Below are 16,282 nucleotides of genomic sequence, written 5' to 3'. Positions count from 1 at the left end.
AAGTGATCTGAACCACAACGTTGCAACCTGCTTGCAACCTCCCCGCTCCTACGCTGAAGCCATAGCAAAGCCACCATCATGCGGAGCAAAGGAGCTAGCAATGACTGTTTATGCACAGCCAGGTGCCGAGGGTTCGAAGGTCACGTTCAAGGACCGTTACGAGAACTGGATCGGCGGCGAATGGGTTGCCCCCGTCAAGGGGCAGTACTTCGAGAACATCACCCCGGTGACCGGGAAGGCCTTCTGCGAGGTTGCCCGGGGCACGGCCGAGGACATTGAGCTGGCACTGGACGCCGCCCACAAGATCGCACCGTCCTGGGGCAAGACCTCCGTTGCCGAGCGCGCCGCCATCCTGAACAAAATCGCCGACCGGATCGACGAGAACCTCGAAATGTTGGCCGTCGCCGAGTCCTGGGATAACGGCAAGCCGATCCGCGAAACCCTTAATGCGGACATCCCGCTCGCGGCGGACCACTTCCGCTACTTCGCCTCCGCCGTGCGCGCCCAGGAAGGCCGGCTGTCCCAGCTGGACGAGGACACCACCGCCTACCACTACCACGAACCGCTCGGTGTGGTGGGTCAGATCATCCCGTGGAACTTCCCCATCCTGATGGCCGTCTGGAAGCTCGCTCCGGCCCTGGCTGCCGGTAACGCCGTAGTCCTCAAGCCCGCCGAGCAGACGCCGTCCTCCATCCTGGTCCTCATGGAGCTCATCGGTGACCTGCTGCCGGCCGGCGTACTCAACGTGGTCAACGGCTTCGGCGTCGAGGCCGGCAAGCCGCTCGCGTCCAGCCCGCGGATCCGCAAGATCGCCTTCACCGGCGAAACCACCACAGGCCGGCTGATCAGCCAGTACGCGTCCCAGAACCTGATCCCGGTGACGCTGGAGCTGGGCGGCAAGAGCCCGAACATCTTCTTCGACGACGTCGCCGCGCAGAACGACGCGTTCTACGACAAGGCCCAGGAAGGCTTCACGCTCTTCGCCTTCAACCAGGGCGAAGTCTGCACCTGCCCCTCCCGCGCCCTGGTCCAGGAAACCATCTACGACTCCTTTATGGCCGACGCCGTGGCCCGGACCAACAAGATCATCCAGGGCAACCCGCTGGATACCGACACCCAGATCGGCGCCCAGGCCTCCAACGACCAGCTGGAGAAGATCCTCTCCTACATCGACATCGGAAAGCAGGAAGGCGCCAAGGTCCTCACCGGCGGCTCCCGCGCACAGCTCGACGGCGACCTCGCCGGCGGCTACTACGTCCAGCCGACCATCTTCGAAGGCCACAACCGGATGCGGATCTTCCAGGAGGAGATCTTCGGCCCCGTGGTGTCCGTGACCAAGTTCAGCGACTATAACGACGCGATCGGTATCGCCAACGACACCCTCTACGGACTCGGCGCAGGTGTCTGGTCCCGCAACGGAAACGTCGCCTACCGGGCAGGCCGGGAAATCCAGGCCGGCCGTGTGTGGGTCAACAACTACCACGCGTACCCCGCCGGCGCTGCGTTCGGCGGCTACAAGTCCTCCGGCATCGGCCGCGAAAACCACGCCATGATGCTGGACCACTACCAGCAGACCAAGAACCTGCTGGTCAGCTACAACGAGAACAAGCTCGGCTTCTTCTAAGCCGCATTCGACCCGGAGGGAGGGATCAGCACAGATCCCTCCCTCCGGCCCACCCTGGCCACCCCTCAGGAAGCAGCTCCCCCGAGAAAACGCTTTAACGACGCAAGGATTTCGCCAATGACGACGACAATGCAAGCAGCCGTAGTAACTGAATTCGGTAAAGACCTTCAGATCCAGTCCCTTCCCATTCCTGTTCCCGGCCGGGGGGAAGCGCTGGTCAGGGTCATGACCACGGGCGTGTGCCACACGGACCTGCACGCCGCGGAGGGCGATTGGCCGGTCAAGCCCTCACCGCCGTTCGTGCCCGGCCATGAAGGCGTGGGCGAAGTGGTGGCCCTCGGCGAGGGCGTGGCCGACCTGGCCGTCGGGGATCTGGTGGGCAATGCCTGGCTCTGGTCTGCCTGTGGCGATTGCCAGTTCTGCCGGACCGGTTGGGAAACGCTGTGCGAGGCCCAGAAGAACGCCGGTTACAGCGTGGATGGCTCCTTCGGGGAGTACATGCTGGTGGAGAGCCGGTTCGCGGCGAGGATTCCGGCAGGTTCGGACCCGGTGGAGGTCGCCCCGGTGCTGTGCGCCGGGGTCACCGTGTACAAGGGATTGAAGATGACCGAGGCCAAGCCGGGCCAGTGGGTCACCATTTCCGGCATCGGCGGCCTGGGGCACATCGCGGTCCAGTACGCGGTGGCCATGGGCCTGCGGGTTGCCGCGGTGGACATCGCCGACGACAAGCTCGCCCTCGCCAAGAAACACGGTGCCGAGCTTACGGTCAACGCGTTGCACGAAGATCCGGCCGAAGTCATCCAGCGGGAAACCGGGGGCTGCCATGGTGTCCTGGTCACGGCGGTGCATCCTTCGGCGTTCGGGCAGGCGATCGGCATGGCCAGGCGTGGCGGGACGATCGTCTTCAACGGGCTTCCGCCGGGAGACTTTCCTGCGCCGATTTTCGAGATTGTGCTCAAGGGCCTGACCGTCCGTGGCTCGATCGTGGGAACGCGCCAGGACCTGGAGGAAGCGCTGGACTTCTACGCGCAGGGCAAGATCCACCCGACCGTGTCCACGAGGGAGCTCTCCGAGGTGAACGCGGTCTTTGACGAAATGAAGCATGCCAAGATCGACGGCCGCGTGGTGCTGAGGTTCTAATGCCCCACAACAGGCTTGACGCCGCAGTGACGCTGCCCGGGGAAGACTTTTCCCGGGTGGCGCTCACCGCCGTTTCCATCGAACTGCTCCGAAAGCTGTGGGAGCAGCACGGTCCGCTCATGTTCCACCAGTCAGGTGGTTGCTGCGACGGTTCCTCACCCATGTGTTACCCCGCCGGCGAATTCATCACCGGCGATTCGGACGTTCTCCTCGGACTTTTCGACATCGGCGAGCCCGAACGGGCGCAGCCCTTGGAGTTCTGGATGTCCCGGGAGCAGTTCAATTACTGGTCCCACACCCATCTGACAGTGGATGTAGTGGACGGCCGGGGGAGCGGCTTCTCGGTGGAATCGCCTGAGGGGAAACGCTTCCTGATCCGTTCCACCTTGATGGATTGGAAGGTCCCCAAGCTCTGAAGATAGGCGGCGATTGCGTCTCACGATTCGGGACAAATGTGGGGGTCCATTGGCTGGACACTACTCTTGATGAGTCTGTTTCTACCGCCTCATCAAGATTGTGGACTCTTCTATGAACCTCTTCCGGACCAAATCGATCGAGCAGTCCATTGCGGACGCCGATGAGCCCGGACGCAAGCTCAAGCGTTCCCTCAGCACCTGGGATCTGATGATCATGGGCGTTGCCGTTGCAGTCGGCGCCGGGATCTTCTCTGTCGGGGCCAAGGCGGCTGCGAACTTTGCCGGCCCCGCCGTGACGATCTCCTTCGCCGTCGCGGCCGTCACGTGTGCCTTGGCCATCATGTGCTACGCCGAATTCGCTACTGCGATCCCGGTTGCTGGGTCCGCCTACGTCTTCACTTACGCCACCATGGGTGAAGTCCTTGCCTGGATCATTGGTTGGAACCTCATCCTTGAACTGTTTACCGCTGCTGCCGTGATCGCCAAGTACTGGGGCATCTACTTGAGCAAAGTGTTTGCGCTCATGGGCGTGGATATGGCCCCGGCCTTGAACATCGCCGGCGTGGATCTCTATTGGGGCGCTTTCCTGATTGTCGCGATCTTCACGGTGCTCCTCGTCCTTGGCACCAAGCTGTCCGCCCGTGTGGGCAACGTCTTCACGCTGATCAAGATCGCCGTGGTGCTGTTCGTGATTGTTGTCGGCTTCACTTACGTGAAGTTCTCCAACTACACTCCCTTCGTCCCGGCATCGCAGCCTACCGGAGGCACCGACGGGGCGGATGTCATGAAACAATCCCTCTTCGGCTTCCTCACTGGTGCGGTCCCGGCGCAGTACGGAACGCTGGGCATCTTTGCCGGCGCAGCCTTGGTGTTCTTTGCCTTCATCGGCTTCGACGTGGTTGCCACTTCCGCGGAAGAGGTCAAGAACCCGCAGAAGACCCTGCCCCGGGGAATCTTCGGCGGCCTGGCGGTCGTGACGTTGCTCTACATCCTGGTCTCCCTCGCACTGACCGGCATGGTGTCCTATACACAGCTGGCGCAAGCGAAGAATCCCACCCTGACCACGGCCTTCGAAGCGGTCGGAAACACTGACGCGGCCAAGGTCATTGCCTTTGGCTCCCTGATCGGTTTGACCACTGTCATCATGGTGCTGCTTATGGGCCTGGCCCGCGTGGTCCTCGCAATGAGCCGCGATGGTCTGCTTCCCCGCGCGCTGTCCAAGACGAGCGACAAGCGTTCGACGCCGGTCCGCCTCCAGATCATCTGCGGCGCGGCCGTGGCAATCGTCGCCGGTCTGACCAACGTGGATCTTCTCGAAGAAATGATCAACATCGGTACCCTCTCGGCCTTCGTCATGGTGAGCCTGGGCATCCTGGTCTTGCGTAAGAAGCGCCCGGATCTGAAGCCCGCTTTCCGGGTTCCGTTCGGCAAGGTGCTTCCCGTGGTCTCGGCAGTGCTGTGCGTCTACCTGATGACAAACCTGGCCGTGGAGACCTGGATCTTCTTCGCCATCTGGCTGGTAATCGGACTTGCCATCTACTTTGCCTACGGGCAGCGCCACTCCAGACTGAACGAGAAGTTCGCTTCCGCGAAGGCTGCGGTGTCCGGGAAGGCCGCTGTTTCCGACAAGAGCGGCGACGACGAAGACAGCCTCAGCAGGGTCTAAACAGCGGCGGATTCACTGCTCCCGACGGACCCAGCCACGGCAACGACCCCAACGTTTAAGGCGCCGCGTGCTCGTTGACCCACTCCACGAGCGGGCGCAATACCTCCCAACGCTTGGCGATTTCTTCCTTGGCTGAGGGCTGTGACATCCATTCCGGTTCGCCCAAAGTCATCCCGGCAGACAACGACTTGTGCTTCAAGAGCTCGGCCCGGGGATGGTCTTTGTCGAAACCGCGAGGCACGGTCTTGAGCTTCTCGCCTTCCACTGCGAAACCGGCGGCGGCGATGGAGTCTACGATTTTCTGCAGTTCCTCGCCGCTGGCCGGCGAATCCGTGGCGGCGCGGAACCGGGCAATCTGCTCTGGGGTGCGCGAGTGGCATCCACCGCCGAGCAACAGGCCGTCTGCACTGAGCTGGAGGTAGAACCCCACGCCCTCCTTGTCCGCCGCAAACGCTCCTTGTGCCGTCTTGTAGGGGGACTTGTCCTGGGAGAAGCGGATATCGCGGTTCGGACGGAAAACCTTGCCCGGCCCGAATCGCGGCTCAAGCTCCTCCAGCAACAGCGTCAATGGCTCCTTCACGGCGGAGTCGTAGATGTCTTTGTGCGCCAACCACCATTCGCGGTTGTTGTTCTCTTCAAGTTCGGCATAGAAGGCGATGGCCTCTGCGGGGATCCCGGTGAATGTGCTCATGTAAGGATCCTATGGATCACAATGCCGAGCTAGCCAGAGACATTCTCGGCTATGTGGAAAACCCGCCGCGGAACGGTAATCAGGCCCGCTATTCATGGGTATAAAAAAGCAACCCCGCCGCGGAGATTCCGCAGCGGGGTTGCTTCGTTTGTTGACGTTTTTACAGCTTGTTGGCTGCCTCTGAAGCCGACTCGCCTTCGCCTGCGCCGAGGTTGGCGCGCAGCTTGGCGCCGAGTTCAGCATCGACGTTGGTCCAGTACTGGATGGCGCGTTCCTTGATGCCGGGGCTCTTGACGCCGCCCACAGCGCCCGTGATGGTCTCCAGCAGGCGAGCCTTGGCGCCGTCGTCGTAGACCTCGCGGTACAGCGCGCCGGCCTGGACGAAGTCGCCGTCCTCGGCGTGCAGGGAGTGCGCGGAGAGCGTCAGCTCGCCGTCGTTCTCCCAGCCGCCGGCCGGGTTCTGCGGCTCAACAGCAGCCGGGCCACCCACGGAGTTCGGTGCGTAGACCGGAACCGAAGGAGCGTTGAACAGGTAACGTCCCGCGCCGTCCTGGCTGTAGTTGTTGACCTGGTTCTTCGGCTGGTTCACCGGGATCTGGGCGTGGTTGGTGCCCACGCGGTAACGGTGTGCGTCAGCGTAGGAGAAGATGCGGGCCTGCAGCATCTTGTCCGGGGAGGCAGCGATACCCGGAACGAAGTTCGACGGCGCGAAGGTGGCCTGCTCGATCTGCGCGAAATAGTTCTCCGGGTTCTTGTTGAGCTCCATGGTGCCAACGTGGATCAGCGGGTAGTCCGAGTGCGGCCACACCTTGGTGAGGTCGAACGGGTTGAAGCGGTACGTCTTGGCGTCCTCGTAAGGCATGACCTGCACGTGCAGTTCCCAGGACGGGAAGTTGCCGGCGGCAATGTTTTCCTGGAGATCGCGGATGTAGAAGTCCGCGTCCGAGCCGGCCAGTTCCTCAGCCCGGTCACCCGTGATGGTCTTGACGCCCTGGTTGGACTTGAAGTGGTACTTGACCCAGAAGCGCTCGCCTTCGGCGTTGATCCACTGGTAGGTGTGCGAGCCGTAGCCCTGCATTTCGCGCCAGGAAGCCGGCAGGCCGCGGTCGCCCATGAGCCAGGTGACCTGGTGTGCGGACTCGGGGGAGAGGGTCCAGAAGTCCCACTGCATGTCGGCGTCGCGCAGGTGGGTGCCCGGGAGGCGCTTCTGGGAGTGGATGAAGTCGGGGAACTTGATGCCGTCGCGGATGAAGAACACCGGGGTGTTGTTGCCGACGAGGTCGTAGTTGCCCTCGGAAGTGTAGAACTTGACGGCGAAGCCGCGGGGGTCGCGCCACGTGTCAGGGGAGCCGCTCTCGCCTGCAACGGAGGAGAAGCGGATGAGCATGTCCGTCTCGACACCGGGCTGCAGGAAAGCAGCCTTGGTGTACTTGGAAACGTCCGAGGAAGTCTTGAAGGCACCGAAAGCGCCGCCACCCTTGGCGTGGACAACACGCTCCGGGACGCGCTCGCGGTTGAACTGGGCGAGCTTTTCCACCAGGTAGTGGTCGGTCAGGATGATGGCACCATCGGCACCAACGGACTGGGAATGCGCGTCCGAGGTGACGGGGGCGCCCGACTGGGTGGTCGAGATGTTCGCGGTCATCGTTCTCCTATTTCGTGGTTACTTGCGTTTGAGTAGGAAGCTGTTGTTTGGCCTGGCAGTCCTGGCAGATGCCTTGGTACAGGACGTCTGCGATCTGGATGGTCATGGGTTTGGAGTGCTCATCCCAGTGCGGGGTGAGGCAGGGGGCATGGCCTACGGCGCAGTCGACATCCTCCACCCGGCCGCAACTGATGCAGACGGCGTGGTGGTGGTTGTCGCCCACCCGAGTCTCGTACAGCGCGGGAGAGTGGGGCGGTTCGAAGCGTCGCAGCATCTGCAGGTCCGTGAGGTCGCTCAGCACCACATAAACAGACTGCGCTGTCAGTTCGGGAAGATCCTTGCGCGCGGCAGCCAGGATGCCTTCGGCCGGGGAATGTGGATTGTGCTGAACAGCCGCAAGGACCGCAAGACGCTGTTTGGTCACGCGGCGTCCGTGGGAATGCAGGGCGGAAGCCCACGCTTCCTGGTCTGCCGTGTGATCTGCCATACGCCCATTGAAGCACTTATTATGAGTACTTCACAATAAGGTGAGGCTAACTTCGGATGAACCCGCCGACGGCGGCCGGGACTCGAGCGCGCGACAGAGCCACGCGGCCCGACGGCGGCCCACACCGCAGCGGCGAACCCCGCCCCACGCAGCGCTCCGGGAGGGCGGACGCGTTGGTGGGTAGGGTTGGACGGTGGCAAAACTCCTGGCTGACATGACCCCGCTTCGCGAAAGCCCCGCATTCCGCCGCCTGTGGCTGGGGTCTTCGGTATCGATGGTCGGATCCCAGCTGACCCTGGTTGCCGTGAGCCTCGAGGTCTACAGCATCACCCAACAGAGCCTCTACGTGGGGCTGCTCAGCATCTTTGCCCTGGTTCCGCTCGTGATCGCGGGTTTGTTTGGCGGGGCCCTTTCCGATGCCTATGACCGGCGGAAAGTCGCCATTGTTGCGTCCCTCGTTTTGTGGGCCTGCAGCGTGGCCTTGGCACTCCAGGCGTGGTTCCAGCTGAACAATGTCTGGATACTGTTCCTCCTCGTCGCGATCCAGAGCGGCGCGCAAGGTATCAACGCGCCGGCACGCAGCGCCATCATTCCCTTGCTGGTCCGCAAGGAACTGCTGCCCGCCGCCAACGCGTTGAGCATGCTCAACATGGGTATTTCCATGACGGCCGGCCCCCTGCTGGCCGGCGTTCTGGTCGCTTCGAGCGGTTTTGGCTGGACCTACACGATCGATGCCCTGAGCTTCGCCTTCGCGCTGTGGAGCCTTTTCAAGCTCCCGGCCCTTCCTGCGGCAGCGAACGCGTCGGCACCCGGCCTGCGCTCCGTCGTCGAGGGCTTCCGTTTCCTGGGCACCAGGCCGAACCTCCGCATGACCTTCATCATCGACCTCGTAGCGATGATCTGCGCCCAGCCGCGCGCCCTCATGCCCGCGATCGGAGCCACGATGATCGGGGGTGGCGACACTACCGTGGGTGTGCTGCTCGCCTCGGTGGCTGTCGGCGCCTTCCTGGCGGGGTTGTTCTCCGGACCGCTGGGGAGGGTGCGGCGCCAAGGGAGGGCGGTGGTCTGGTCCGTGGCCGGATGGGGCTTTTCGATCGCGGCTTTCGGCCTGGTGGTGGTCCTTGCCGGGGACGCCGGGCGCGATGGGGTCACGCTGTGGATCATCCCGGCGGCCATGTGTTGTGCCCTTGCCGGAATCTCGGACTCGGCCAGCGCGGTCTTCCGCACCACCATCCTGCAATCGGCCACTCCGGACCACATGCGGGGACGGTTGCAAGGCGTGTTCATTGTGGTGGTTTCAGGTGGTCCCCGAGTGGGGGACATGCTCGCCGGTGGCGTCACCAAGGTTCTCAGTGAGGGCTGGGTGCTGCTCCTCGGCGGCGTGTTGTGCGCAGTACTGGCGTGGCTCGTGGCGCGCGGGCAGCGCGGATTCCTCCAATACGATTCCCTCCACCCGGTGCCCTAGCCCGTGGTCAGCCCCCGCCCAACTAGCTGACAGTTGTTGTCGTTATAACGGCCCAGAACGACAACAACTGCGAGTTAGTTGGGCGGAACGTCCGGGCCGCCGTCGGCGTTAATCGGATCAGAACCAGCATGCAATGCAAGACAAAAGCCGTACTGCAAGAAAGTAGTGAAGTGCATAATCATCACAATGGCCTGAAGACCGCAGCGCTATTCGGTGTGCTCTGGGCGGTGCTGCTGGGACTAGGTGCCGTGATCGGCGTGGGCACCCGCAGCGCGTCGCCCATCTGGATCATGGCACTGATCGGCATCGCGACAACGGCTTATGGATATTGGAACAGCGACAAGATCGCCATCCGGTCCATGGCCGCGTACCCGGTTTCGGAAGAGCAGGCTCCGCAGCTGTACCAGATCGTCCGGGAACTCTCCGTGCGCGCGAACCAACCCATGCCGCGGATCTACATTTCTCCGACCATGACCCCCAATGCCTTCGCCACGGGACGCAATCCGAAGAACGCCGCCGTGTGTTGCACCGCAGGCATCTTGAACTTGCTCGACGCGCGCGAACTCCGCGGCGTCCTCGGGCATGAACTCATGCACGTCTACAACCGCGACATCCTCACCTCGTCCATCGCGGCCGCCGTCGCCGGCGTCATTACTTCGGTGGGCCAGATGCTGCTGTTCTTCGGCGGCGGGGACCGGCGGAACGCCAACCCGTTTGCCATGATCGCCATGGCGCTACTTGCGCCGTTTGCCGCTTCCTTGATCCAGCTCGCCATTTCCCGCACGAGGGAGTACGACGCCGACCACGACGGCGCGGAACTCACCGGCGATCCGCTGGCGCTCGCCTCAGCCCTCCGCAGGATCGAAGCGGGTGTGAAGCAAGTGCCGCTGCCACAGGATCAGCGCCTCGTGAATACTTCGCACCTCATGATTGCCAACCCGTTCCGCGGCGGTGCCATGACCAAGCTGTTCGCCACCCACCCGCCCATGCGTGAGCGCATCGAGCGGCTCGAACGGATGGCCGGACGGCCGCTTTCCTAGCCAGCGGTCCCGTAAGTCACCGAGTGCCGGTGCCGCGTCCGACGACGGGCGGCTTCATGCGAACAAGCCCTCACCAATGAAGCCGCCCGCCTTTATGCCCGGAGGCACTGCGAACAGGCCCGAGCCCGTGTGCTTGAGGTACTCCAGGGCCAGCTTGTCGCTCTTCGCCATGGCCATCTGCATGGGCACGTAATGCGTCCGCGGGTCCTTGACGAAGGCGATGAAGAAGAGGCCCGCGTCGAGGTGGCCGAGCCCGTCCGAACCGTCGGTGTAGTTGTATCCGCGGCGAAGCATCTTCACACCGTTGTTCTGGTCCGCGTGCGCCAGACGGACGTGGGAATCGATCGGAATCAACGGCTCTCCGTCGCGGCCCTTGATCCCGAAGTCCGGCGCCGTGAATTCCTCTCCTCCGGACAATGGCGCTCCGGCACCCTTCGTGCGGCCGATCAGCCCTTCCTGTTCGCGGAGCGAAGTCCGGTCCCAGATCTCGATATGCATCCGAATCCGCCGGGACACAAGGTAGCTGCCTCCCGCCATCCACGCTTCACCCGGGTGGGTTCCGGCGGTGGCCCAAACATGCTCGTTGAGGAGTGCAGGTTCTTCGGCCTTCAGGTTGGCTGTGCCGTCCTTGAACCCGAAAAGGTTGCGTGCGGTGGTCTGGGCGCGGGACGTGGAGGAGGTCCGGCCGAAGCCCAGCTGGGACCAGCGGACGCGCACCTTGCCGAAGCCGATACGTGCGAGGTTCCGGATCGCATGCACGGCGACCTGGGGATCGTCCGCGCACGCCTGGACCACAATGTCCCCGCCTGTGCGTTCTGGTTGCAAGGCGTCGCCAGGGAAATGCGGCAGGTCGATCAGGGCATCGGGTCTGCGGCCCTCCAGTCCGAAGCGGGGCTTGCCATCCTTTTCGAAGAGGCCCGGTCCGAAGCCGAACGTCAACGTCAGCTTGCCGGCCGCCAGATCGAGGGCTTCCCCGGTGTCTTCCGGGGGCGCATCGTAGGGGCCGTCGACGGCGCCGGTCGCGCCGGTCGTGCGGCCGGCCGTCATGGCTTCGGCTGCAGCGGTCCAGTCTTTCAAGAGCTGGATTAATGCCGCGCGGTCCTCGATGGTGACGTCGAAGGCGGCCATGTGGAGGCGGTCCTGGGCGGGAGTGATGATGCCGGCTTGGCGTTCGCCATAGAAAGGAACCACGCTGCTTCCGGTACCTGCCGGGGCGGCCACTGCGGCCACGGCGTCATGGCTGAGGTATCCGGCGGCAAGGCCTGCCGCGGCACCGACGCCGCCCACGCCCGCGAGGGAAAACAGTCCCCGACGGGACAGGCCGCTCTTGTCGCCCTTGGCCGCCTTGGCGGCCCCGACGGCGGCAGCCTCCGTCCCGCCGTCGGGCACCTCAGCGGGCTCGTGGTTGAAAGGGCAGCCGCTCACAGAACCACGGCTGAGGTGAGCTTGGACAACGGCTCTCCCAGGGCGTCGACCAGTGCGGCGAGCTGCTGGACCTCAGCCGGGCCGAGTTCGTTGTAGTACGCGAAACCGTCACCCTTGGCGTGCTTCTTGAGCTCGGCCTGCAGGGCAGCGAACTTCTCGTCGAGGCTCGTGGCGAGGGCAGCGTCCTTCTGCGCAAGCGCGGGCTTGAGGTTTTCGAACGCAATCCGCGCCCCGTCGACGTTGGCCTGGAAGTCCCAGAGGTCGGTGTGGGACCAGATCTCTTCCTCGCCGGTGACCTTGCCGCGTGCGACTTCGTCCAGGAGTTCCTTGGCGCCGTTGCCGAGCTTGTCCGCGGAGAGCACCACAGCGCGGGTGCGCTTGCCAAGCTCCTCGGTATCGGCGACGAGCTGCGTGGCGATCTTGGCGCGTTCGGTGGCCGTCAGCGCCGTGTAGCCTGCCGGCGGGAACAGGTCCTTCTCCGCGCGATGCCAGCCGGTCCATTCCTGACCGGGCTCAAGGTCGGCTTCGCGGGCATCGAGCTTGGGGTCGAGGTCGCCGAAGGATTCCGCGACCGGTTCGATCCGCTCCCAGTGCATGCGGGTCGCCGCGTAGAGTTCGCGGGCTTTGGATGCGTCGCCTGCAGCGTAGGCATCGGCGAAGGCCTTGGTGCCGGTCACGAGCTGCTCGGTCTGGTCCTTGACGTAGGCCGCGTATTGCTGGACGCCGGTGTCCACGAGCTTCTGGAAATCGGCATCGACTCCGGCCTTGCTTCCGGAATCCGTGACTTCGAAGGCCGCACGGATACCGTCGCCCTGCATGCCAGGCTTGCACGCGGTGGTGTACTTGCCGGCAGGGGCTGTGATCACCAGGTTGCGGGTCAGGCCGGGACCGATGTTCTCCACTTCGCCGACGATCCGCAAGCTGTCCTCCGCGAGGAGGTAGAACTCGGTGATTTCCGTGCCTTCGTTTTTGACCGCGAAGCTCAGGTTGCCGCTGGCGACACTCCCGGTAGAAACCTTGCACTCGGTCTTGGTGCTTGTGACCTGTATTGGTCCGGCGGAAGCGCTGGGGCCGGGCGTCTTTGTGTTGTCCGTGCAGCCGGTGAGTACCAGCGGAACAGCGGCGGCCGCGGCGACGATGGCAAAAGACGTCCGACGGAGGGAGGTCATTTTAGGCAGCGCTATTTTGGGCAGGGGAGTGCCAGGCATGGGGTTTCCTTCTGTTGTGGAGTGCGAGAAGCGTCTAGGCGGCTTTGGCGGCCTGGGAAGCGGCGGCGTTGCCGGAAGATTTCGCGGGAGTGGAACCGCTGGCGCGGATGTAGAAGTAAAGCACCGGGATCACGTACAGCAGCCAGGCCCCGGCTTCGAGCCACGTGGTGGCAGGGGAAAGGTTGAGGGTGCCCTTGAGCAGGGTGCCGTACCAGGACGACGGCGGGATGGCCGCTGAGACGTCGAACGCGAGGTTGTGGAGCCCGGGCAGGATTCCGGCTTCCTGGAGGTCATGGATGCCGTAAGCGAGCACGCCGCCCGCGATCACGATGAGCCCGACGCCCGTCCAGGTGAAGAACCGGGAGAGATTGACCTTGAGGACTCCGCGGTGCAGCAAGTATCCAAGCCCGGCAGCAACGGCCAGGCCCAGCAGGGCGCCGAGCAGCGGCTGTGACGATTCGCCGGCGGCTTGGGCAGCGGCCCAAAGGAACAGCGCCGTCTCGAGTCCTTCGCGGCCCACCGCGAGTGCCGCGACGACCACGAGGCCCCACGCGGCGCCGTCGGCCATTTTGTCCACTTGCGACTTCAGCTCGCCGCCGAGGCTGCGGGCAGTGCGCGCCATCCAGAAGACCATCCAGGTGACGAGCGCGACGGCGATAATGGACAATCCGCCCCCGATCGCCTCTTGCGCAGCGAAAGTCAGTCCCTGCGGACCGAAGGTGAGCAGGGCGCCGAAGGCGATGGAAACGGCCACGGCGATGCCGACGCCGGCCCAAAGCCGGGGGAGCAGCGAGCGGCGTCCGGTCTTGACGAGATAGGCCATCAGCAGGACCACCACGAGGGTGGCTTCGAGGCCCTCGCGCAGGCCGATCAGGAAGTTCGCGGTCATGTGGAATCTTTCGTTAGGGGAGCCACACTTAGGCTCGCCTAAGGAAGTACAGTACCCGTTTGATCCGATTACGCAAAAGAAGGGTTTCGTAATTATTTTGGGTGGTTGTCACGCAAAGCAGTCTTTTGGCCTCCGCGGATCGGTGCAGCCGCGGAATCCCGGGGTCTCCGCCAAGCCTTGACCCTAAAAAGTTGCGCGACGTGACGCGCCTGGCTTCATTAACGACGCCCCATTAACGACGACGGCGCGTTGCCCGCTCAGGGGGCAACGCGCCGTCGTCGTACTTCCGGATGGCGGACTGGCCGCAGCGAAGTCTTAGCTGCGGAAGTTCACGAACTGGAGATCGACCTCTTCGAACTTCTTCAGGATGTTCATGGTTTCCTGCAGGTCATCGCGGGACTTCGAGGTGACGCGGAGTTCGTCGCCTTGGATCTGGGACTTGACGGACTTTGGGGCTTCGTCGCGGATGATCTTGTTGATCTTCTTCGCGATGTCCTGGGCAATGCCCTCCTTGATGGAGCATTCCAGGCGAAATTCCTTGCCGGAAGGGTATGGCTCGCCCTGGTCGAGGGACTTGAGGGAGATGCCGCGCTTGATGAGCTTGGACTGGAAGACGTCCAGGACAGCGAGGATGCGGTCCTCGGAGTTGGCCTTCATGAGGATCTTTTCACCGCTGAAGTCGATCTCCGCGCCGACGCCCTTGAAGTCGTATCGCTGTGCGATTTCCTTCTGGGACTGGTGGAGCGCGTTGGCGACTTCCTGCTTGTCTACCTTGCTGACGACGTCGAATGTGGATTCGCCTGCCATGACTCTCCTTTGGTTGGTGCGTTGCGGCCCGGAAGGGCGGCTTTGTCTGCCAACCAGCCTAATACGGAAGCGCCCGGCGTGTGCTGAGCGTTCACAGTTCGCTCACAGCACACGCATGGCCGGAACTGAGACTGCCCAGACAGAGTTGTAACAGTTTGAAGATCCCATCCTGAAAGGGAGCACCATGAGCAACCAGGCCGTCCGTTACGTCACCAAGTCAGCCGCTGCCGCCGCCGGTTCAATCGGAGCCGCCGCCGCCACCGCAGCAACCGCGGTTGCGGCCGCGGCGCTCGCAGCGTCGGTGGTCCTGAGCCCGGTTCCTGATGCGGCATCGCGGATGGATGGTGTCCACTCGGACTTGTTGCGGGCCGTGCAGCTCAACCAGATCACGCTGGAGCAAGCAGCCAGTTTCGAGGCCAAGTTGGCGGGCCGGATATTTGGCGGGGCCTGAGATTTTCGCCTGTTTTGAGGCTTCGGCGCCTCGATTCGATTCTTCGGCAGAAGTTCTGTAAGGTTGTCTTGCTCGCGCTTACCGGATCGGAAACGAAACGATGATCGGGAGTGACTTCTTTTGAAGTTCGGCAGATTACCCGAGCGGCCAAAGGGGGCTGACTGTAAATCAGCTGGCAACGCCTACGGGGGTTCGAATCCCTCATCTGCCACAAAATTAAATCCCCGGAACCACATGGTTCCGGGGATTTTTTTTGTTTGTCCGTGCTTGCTTTGAAGGGCCGTTCGACGCGGACCGTTCGAGGCGCGGATGGACTCTCGACGCCCGAATTCCGGTGTCGTCAGGGATTTCGGGTGTCGACGACGAAAGCCCAGTTAGCTTGCGCTGCTCGGCTCCAGCCAGTATCCGTCCTGATGGTGGACGAGTTGCCGGCCCAGGCCTCCGGACAACTGGATCCAGAGCGTGCTGCGATCCTCGGTCATGCCGTCCAAGGTGCCCACGATCCTGTTGCCGCGGGTGTCCTGCAGCACCAGTTCCTGGTGGAGCGGCAGTTCCGGCCACACCTCTGCGTGTGTCCTGATGGTTTGGGTGGTGCTCACGGGATCTCCTTGGTGCCTTCTGCAATTTGTTTTCAGACATTCTTCCCGCGGCACGTGAACCGGCGGTAAACGGCATGCCATGTGGCGACACGCAAAACGAAGCTGTCCCGAAATGTTACTGCGGAGTAACATGGCGGTTATGCATTTGCTTCTGCGAACCCTCTTGATCTTGTTCACCTCGTCCAGGCGGAGCCGGCTCAGCGTTTGGGGTATGTCCTCGTTGCCCATGCGCGTACTGCCCACGGACATCGACATCGCAATGCACGTAAACAACGGCATGTACTTCTCGCTAATGGATCTTGGACGCTTCGACCTTATGGTGCGTGCAGCGATCTGGCAGAAGATGCGCCGCCGGGGCTGGAGCCCCGTGGCTGCAGGGGAGACCATCGCATTCCGGAAGTCGTTGCAGCTTTGGCAGCAATACACCATTGAGTCCAAGATCATCGGGCTTGATTCCAAGGCAATCTATTTTGAACAACGCATGGTGGTGGACGGCGAGATCTACGCCCGCGCGCACATCGCCACCCGGCTTGTCGCCAAGGGCCGGCCCGTGAGCCAAGAGGAAATCCTGGCCGAGTTCGGCGAGCCTCCCGCAGACCTCGAGCTTCCGGAATGGATCCACGAGTGGCGCGAGAACAACGCGCTTCCCGGCGCCCGCAAGGCCGCCCCGCACCTCTGGCACTAGCCGAAGGTACCGCCGGCACTTGGGGCCCGGCGCCCGCAAGCGTC

The 16,282-nt window shown here is 63.3% G+C and carries 16 protein-coding genes and 1 tRNA gene; 9 read left to right on the top strand and 8 right to left on the bottom strand.

Annotated elements, in window-relative coordinates:
• The first annotated feature begins 100 nt into the window (after positions 1 to 100).
• From exaC to AC4CS3_RS11470, 4 genes are all read left to right on the top strand, one after another.
• Positions 101 to 1,624 carry an acetaldehyde dehydrogenase ExaC gene (gene exaC, locus AC4CS3_RS11485; protein ID WP_490783576.1) on the top strand — a complete coding sequence of 508 codons (1,524 nt, stop codon included), beginning with the start codon at positions 101 to 103 and terminating at the stop codon, positions 1,622 to 1,624.
• Positions 1,625 to 1,741: 117 nt separating this feature from the next.
• Positions 1,742 to 2,764, top strand: coding sequence for an alcohol dehydrogenase AdhP (gene adhP, locus AC4CS3_RS11480; protein ID WP_490783575.1), 1,023 nt, complete (start codon positions 1,742 to 1,744; stop codon positions 2,762 to 2,764).
• Positions 2,764 to 3,180 (top strand): DUF779 domain-containing protein, encoded by a 417-nt coding sequence (locus AC4CS3_RS11475; RefSeq protein WP_490783574.1) that lies wholly within the window; start codon positions 2,764 to 2,766, stop codon positions 3,178 to 3,180. The genes adhP and AC4CS3_RS11475 overlap by 1 nt, the downstream gene beginning before the upstream one ends.
• Positions 3,181 to 3,292: 112 nt before the next feature.
• Positions 3,293 to 4,846 (top strand): amino acid permease, encoded by a 1,554-nt coding sequence (locus AC4CS3_RS11470; protein WP_490783573.1) that lies wholly within the window; start codon positions 3,293 to 3,295, stop codon positions 4,844 to 4,846.
• Between the two features lie 55 nt (positions 4,847 to 4,901).
• Here the strand turns inward: AC4CS3_RS11470 and AC4CS3_RS11465 are convergent, their stop codons facing one another.
• The 3 genes from AC4CS3_RS11465 to AC4CS3_RS11455 all read right to left on the bottom strand — a co-directional run bounded on the left by AC4CS3_RS11465 (position 4,902) and on the right by AC4CS3_RS11455 (position 7,669).
• Positions 4,902 to 5,537 carry a DUF2461 domain-containing protein gene (locus tag AC4CS3_RS11465; protein ID WP_437771131.1) on the bottom strand — a complete coding sequence of 212 codons (636 nt, stop codon included), beginning with the start codon at positions 5,535 to 5,537 and terminating at the stop codon, positions 4,902 to 4,904.
• A 160-nt stretch (positions 5,538 to 5,697) separates the two neighbouring features.
• Positions 5,698 to 7,182: a catalase gene (locus tag AC4CS3_RS11460; RefSeq protein WP_490783572.1), complete on the bottom strand. Its 1,485-nt coding sequence runs from the start codon at positions 7,180 to 7,182 to the stop codon at positions 5,698 to 5,700.
• A gap of 7 nt (positions 7,183 to 7,189) precedes the next feature.
• Positions 7,190 to 7,669, bottom strand: coding sequence for a Fur family transcriptional regulator (locus tag AC4CS3_RS11455; RefSeq protein ID WP_236812396.1), 480 nt, complete (start codon positions 7,667 to 7,669; stop codon positions 7,190 to 7,192).
• Between the two features lie 193 nt (positions 7,670 to 7,862).
• Here AC4CS3_RS11455 and AC4CS3_RS11450 point away from each other — a divergent pair, with 193 nt between their 5' ends.
• Together AC4CS3_RS11450 and htpX are read left to right on the top strand one after the other, a co-directional pair.
• A complete protein-coding gene (locus AC4CS3_RS11450; protein ID WP_490783571.1) occupies positions 7,863 to 9,134 on the top strand; it encodes an MFS transporter in 1,272 nt (423 codons plus the stop codon).
• Between the two features lie 170 nt (positions 9,135 to 9,304).
• Positions 9,305 to 10,174, top strand: coding sequence for a zinc metalloprotease HtpX (gene htpX, locus AC4CS3_RS11445; protein ID WP_490783570.1), 870 nt, complete (start codon positions 9,305 to 9,307; stop codon positions 10,172 to 10,174).
• Between the two features lie 54 nt (positions 10,175 to 10,228).
• Here the strand turns inward: htpX and efeB are convergent, their stop codons facing one another.
• The 4 genes from efeB to AC4CS3_RS11425 form a co-directional block, all read right to left on the bottom strand.
• Positions 10,229 to 11,599: an iron uptake transporter deferrochelatase/peroxidase subunit gene (efeB, locus tag AC4CS3_RS11440; RefSeq protein ID WP_490783569.1), complete on the bottom strand. Its 1,371-nt coding sequence runs from the start codon at positions 11,597 to 11,599 to the stop codon at positions 10,229 to 10,231.
• On the bottom strand, positions 11,596 to 12,807 hold the full coding sequence (efeO, locus tag AC4CS3_RS11435) for an iron uptake system protein EfeO (protein ID WP_490783568.1): 1,212 nt from the start codon (positions 12,805 to 12,807) through the stop codon (positions 11,596 to 11,598). Before efeO ends, efeB begins: the two co-directional genes overlap by 4 nt.
• A gap of 34 nt (positions 12,808 to 12,841) precedes the next feature.
• Positions 12,842 to 13,696, bottom strand: coding sequence for an iron uptake transporter permease EfeU (efeU, locus tag AC4CS3_RS11430; RefSeq protein WP_490783567.1), 855 nt, complete (start codon positions 13,694 to 13,696; stop codon positions 12,842 to 12,844).
• 315 nt (positions 13,697 to 14,011) lie between these two features.
• Complete coding sequence (locus tag AC4CS3_RS11425) at positions 14,012 to 14,503, bottom strand: YajQ family cyclic di-GMP-binding protein (protein WP_236812384.1); 492 nt, start codon at positions 14,501 to 14,503, stop codon at positions 14,012 to 14,014.
• A 184-nt stretch (positions 14,504 to 14,687) separates the two neighbouring features.
• Between AC4CS3_RS11425 and AC4CS3_RS11420 the strand changes: the two genes are divergently transcribed.
• Together AC4CS3_RS11420 and AC4CS3_RS11415 are read left to right on the top strand one after the other, a co-directional pair.
• Positions 14,688 to 14,954: a hypothetical protein gene (locus AC4CS3_RS11420; protein WP_437771123.1), complete on the top strand. Its 267-nt coding sequence runs from the start codon at positions 14,688 to 14,690 to the stop codon at positions 14,952 to 14,954.
• Between the two features lie 129 nt (positions 14,955 to 15,083).
• Positions 15,084 to 15,165 (top strand) — tRNA-Tyr (locus AC4CS3_RS11415).
• A 163-nt stretch (positions 15,166 to 15,328) separates the two neighbouring features.
• On the opposite strand, the gene AC4CS3_RS11410 is transcribed toward AC4CS3_RS11415, so the two are convergent.
• The gene (locus tag AC4CS3_RS11410; RefSeq protein WP_490783566.1) at positions 15,329 to 15,553 is read right to left on the bottom strand and encodes a hypothetical protein; all 225 of its coding nucleotides are present in this window, start codon (positions 15,551 to 15,553) and stop codon (positions 15,329 to 15,331) included.
• A gap of 139 nt (positions 15,554 to 15,692) precedes the next feature.
• On the opposite strand from AC4CS3_RS11410, the gene AC4CS3_RS11405 reads away from it, so the two are divergent.
• Positions 15,693 to 16,238 (top strand): acyl-CoA thioesterase, encoded by a 546-nt coding sequence (locus AC4CS3_RS11405; protein ID WP_490783565.1) that lies wholly within the window; start codon positions 15,693 to 15,695, stop codon positions 16,236 to 16,238.
• Positions 16,239 to 16,282 lie beyond the last annotated feature (44 nt).

The organism is Arthrobacter sp. SE2 (assembly GCF_058244265.1).
The sequence above is the reverse complement of the archived record's forward strand: the minus strand, read 5'-3'. Positions and strand labels throughout refer to the sequence as shown.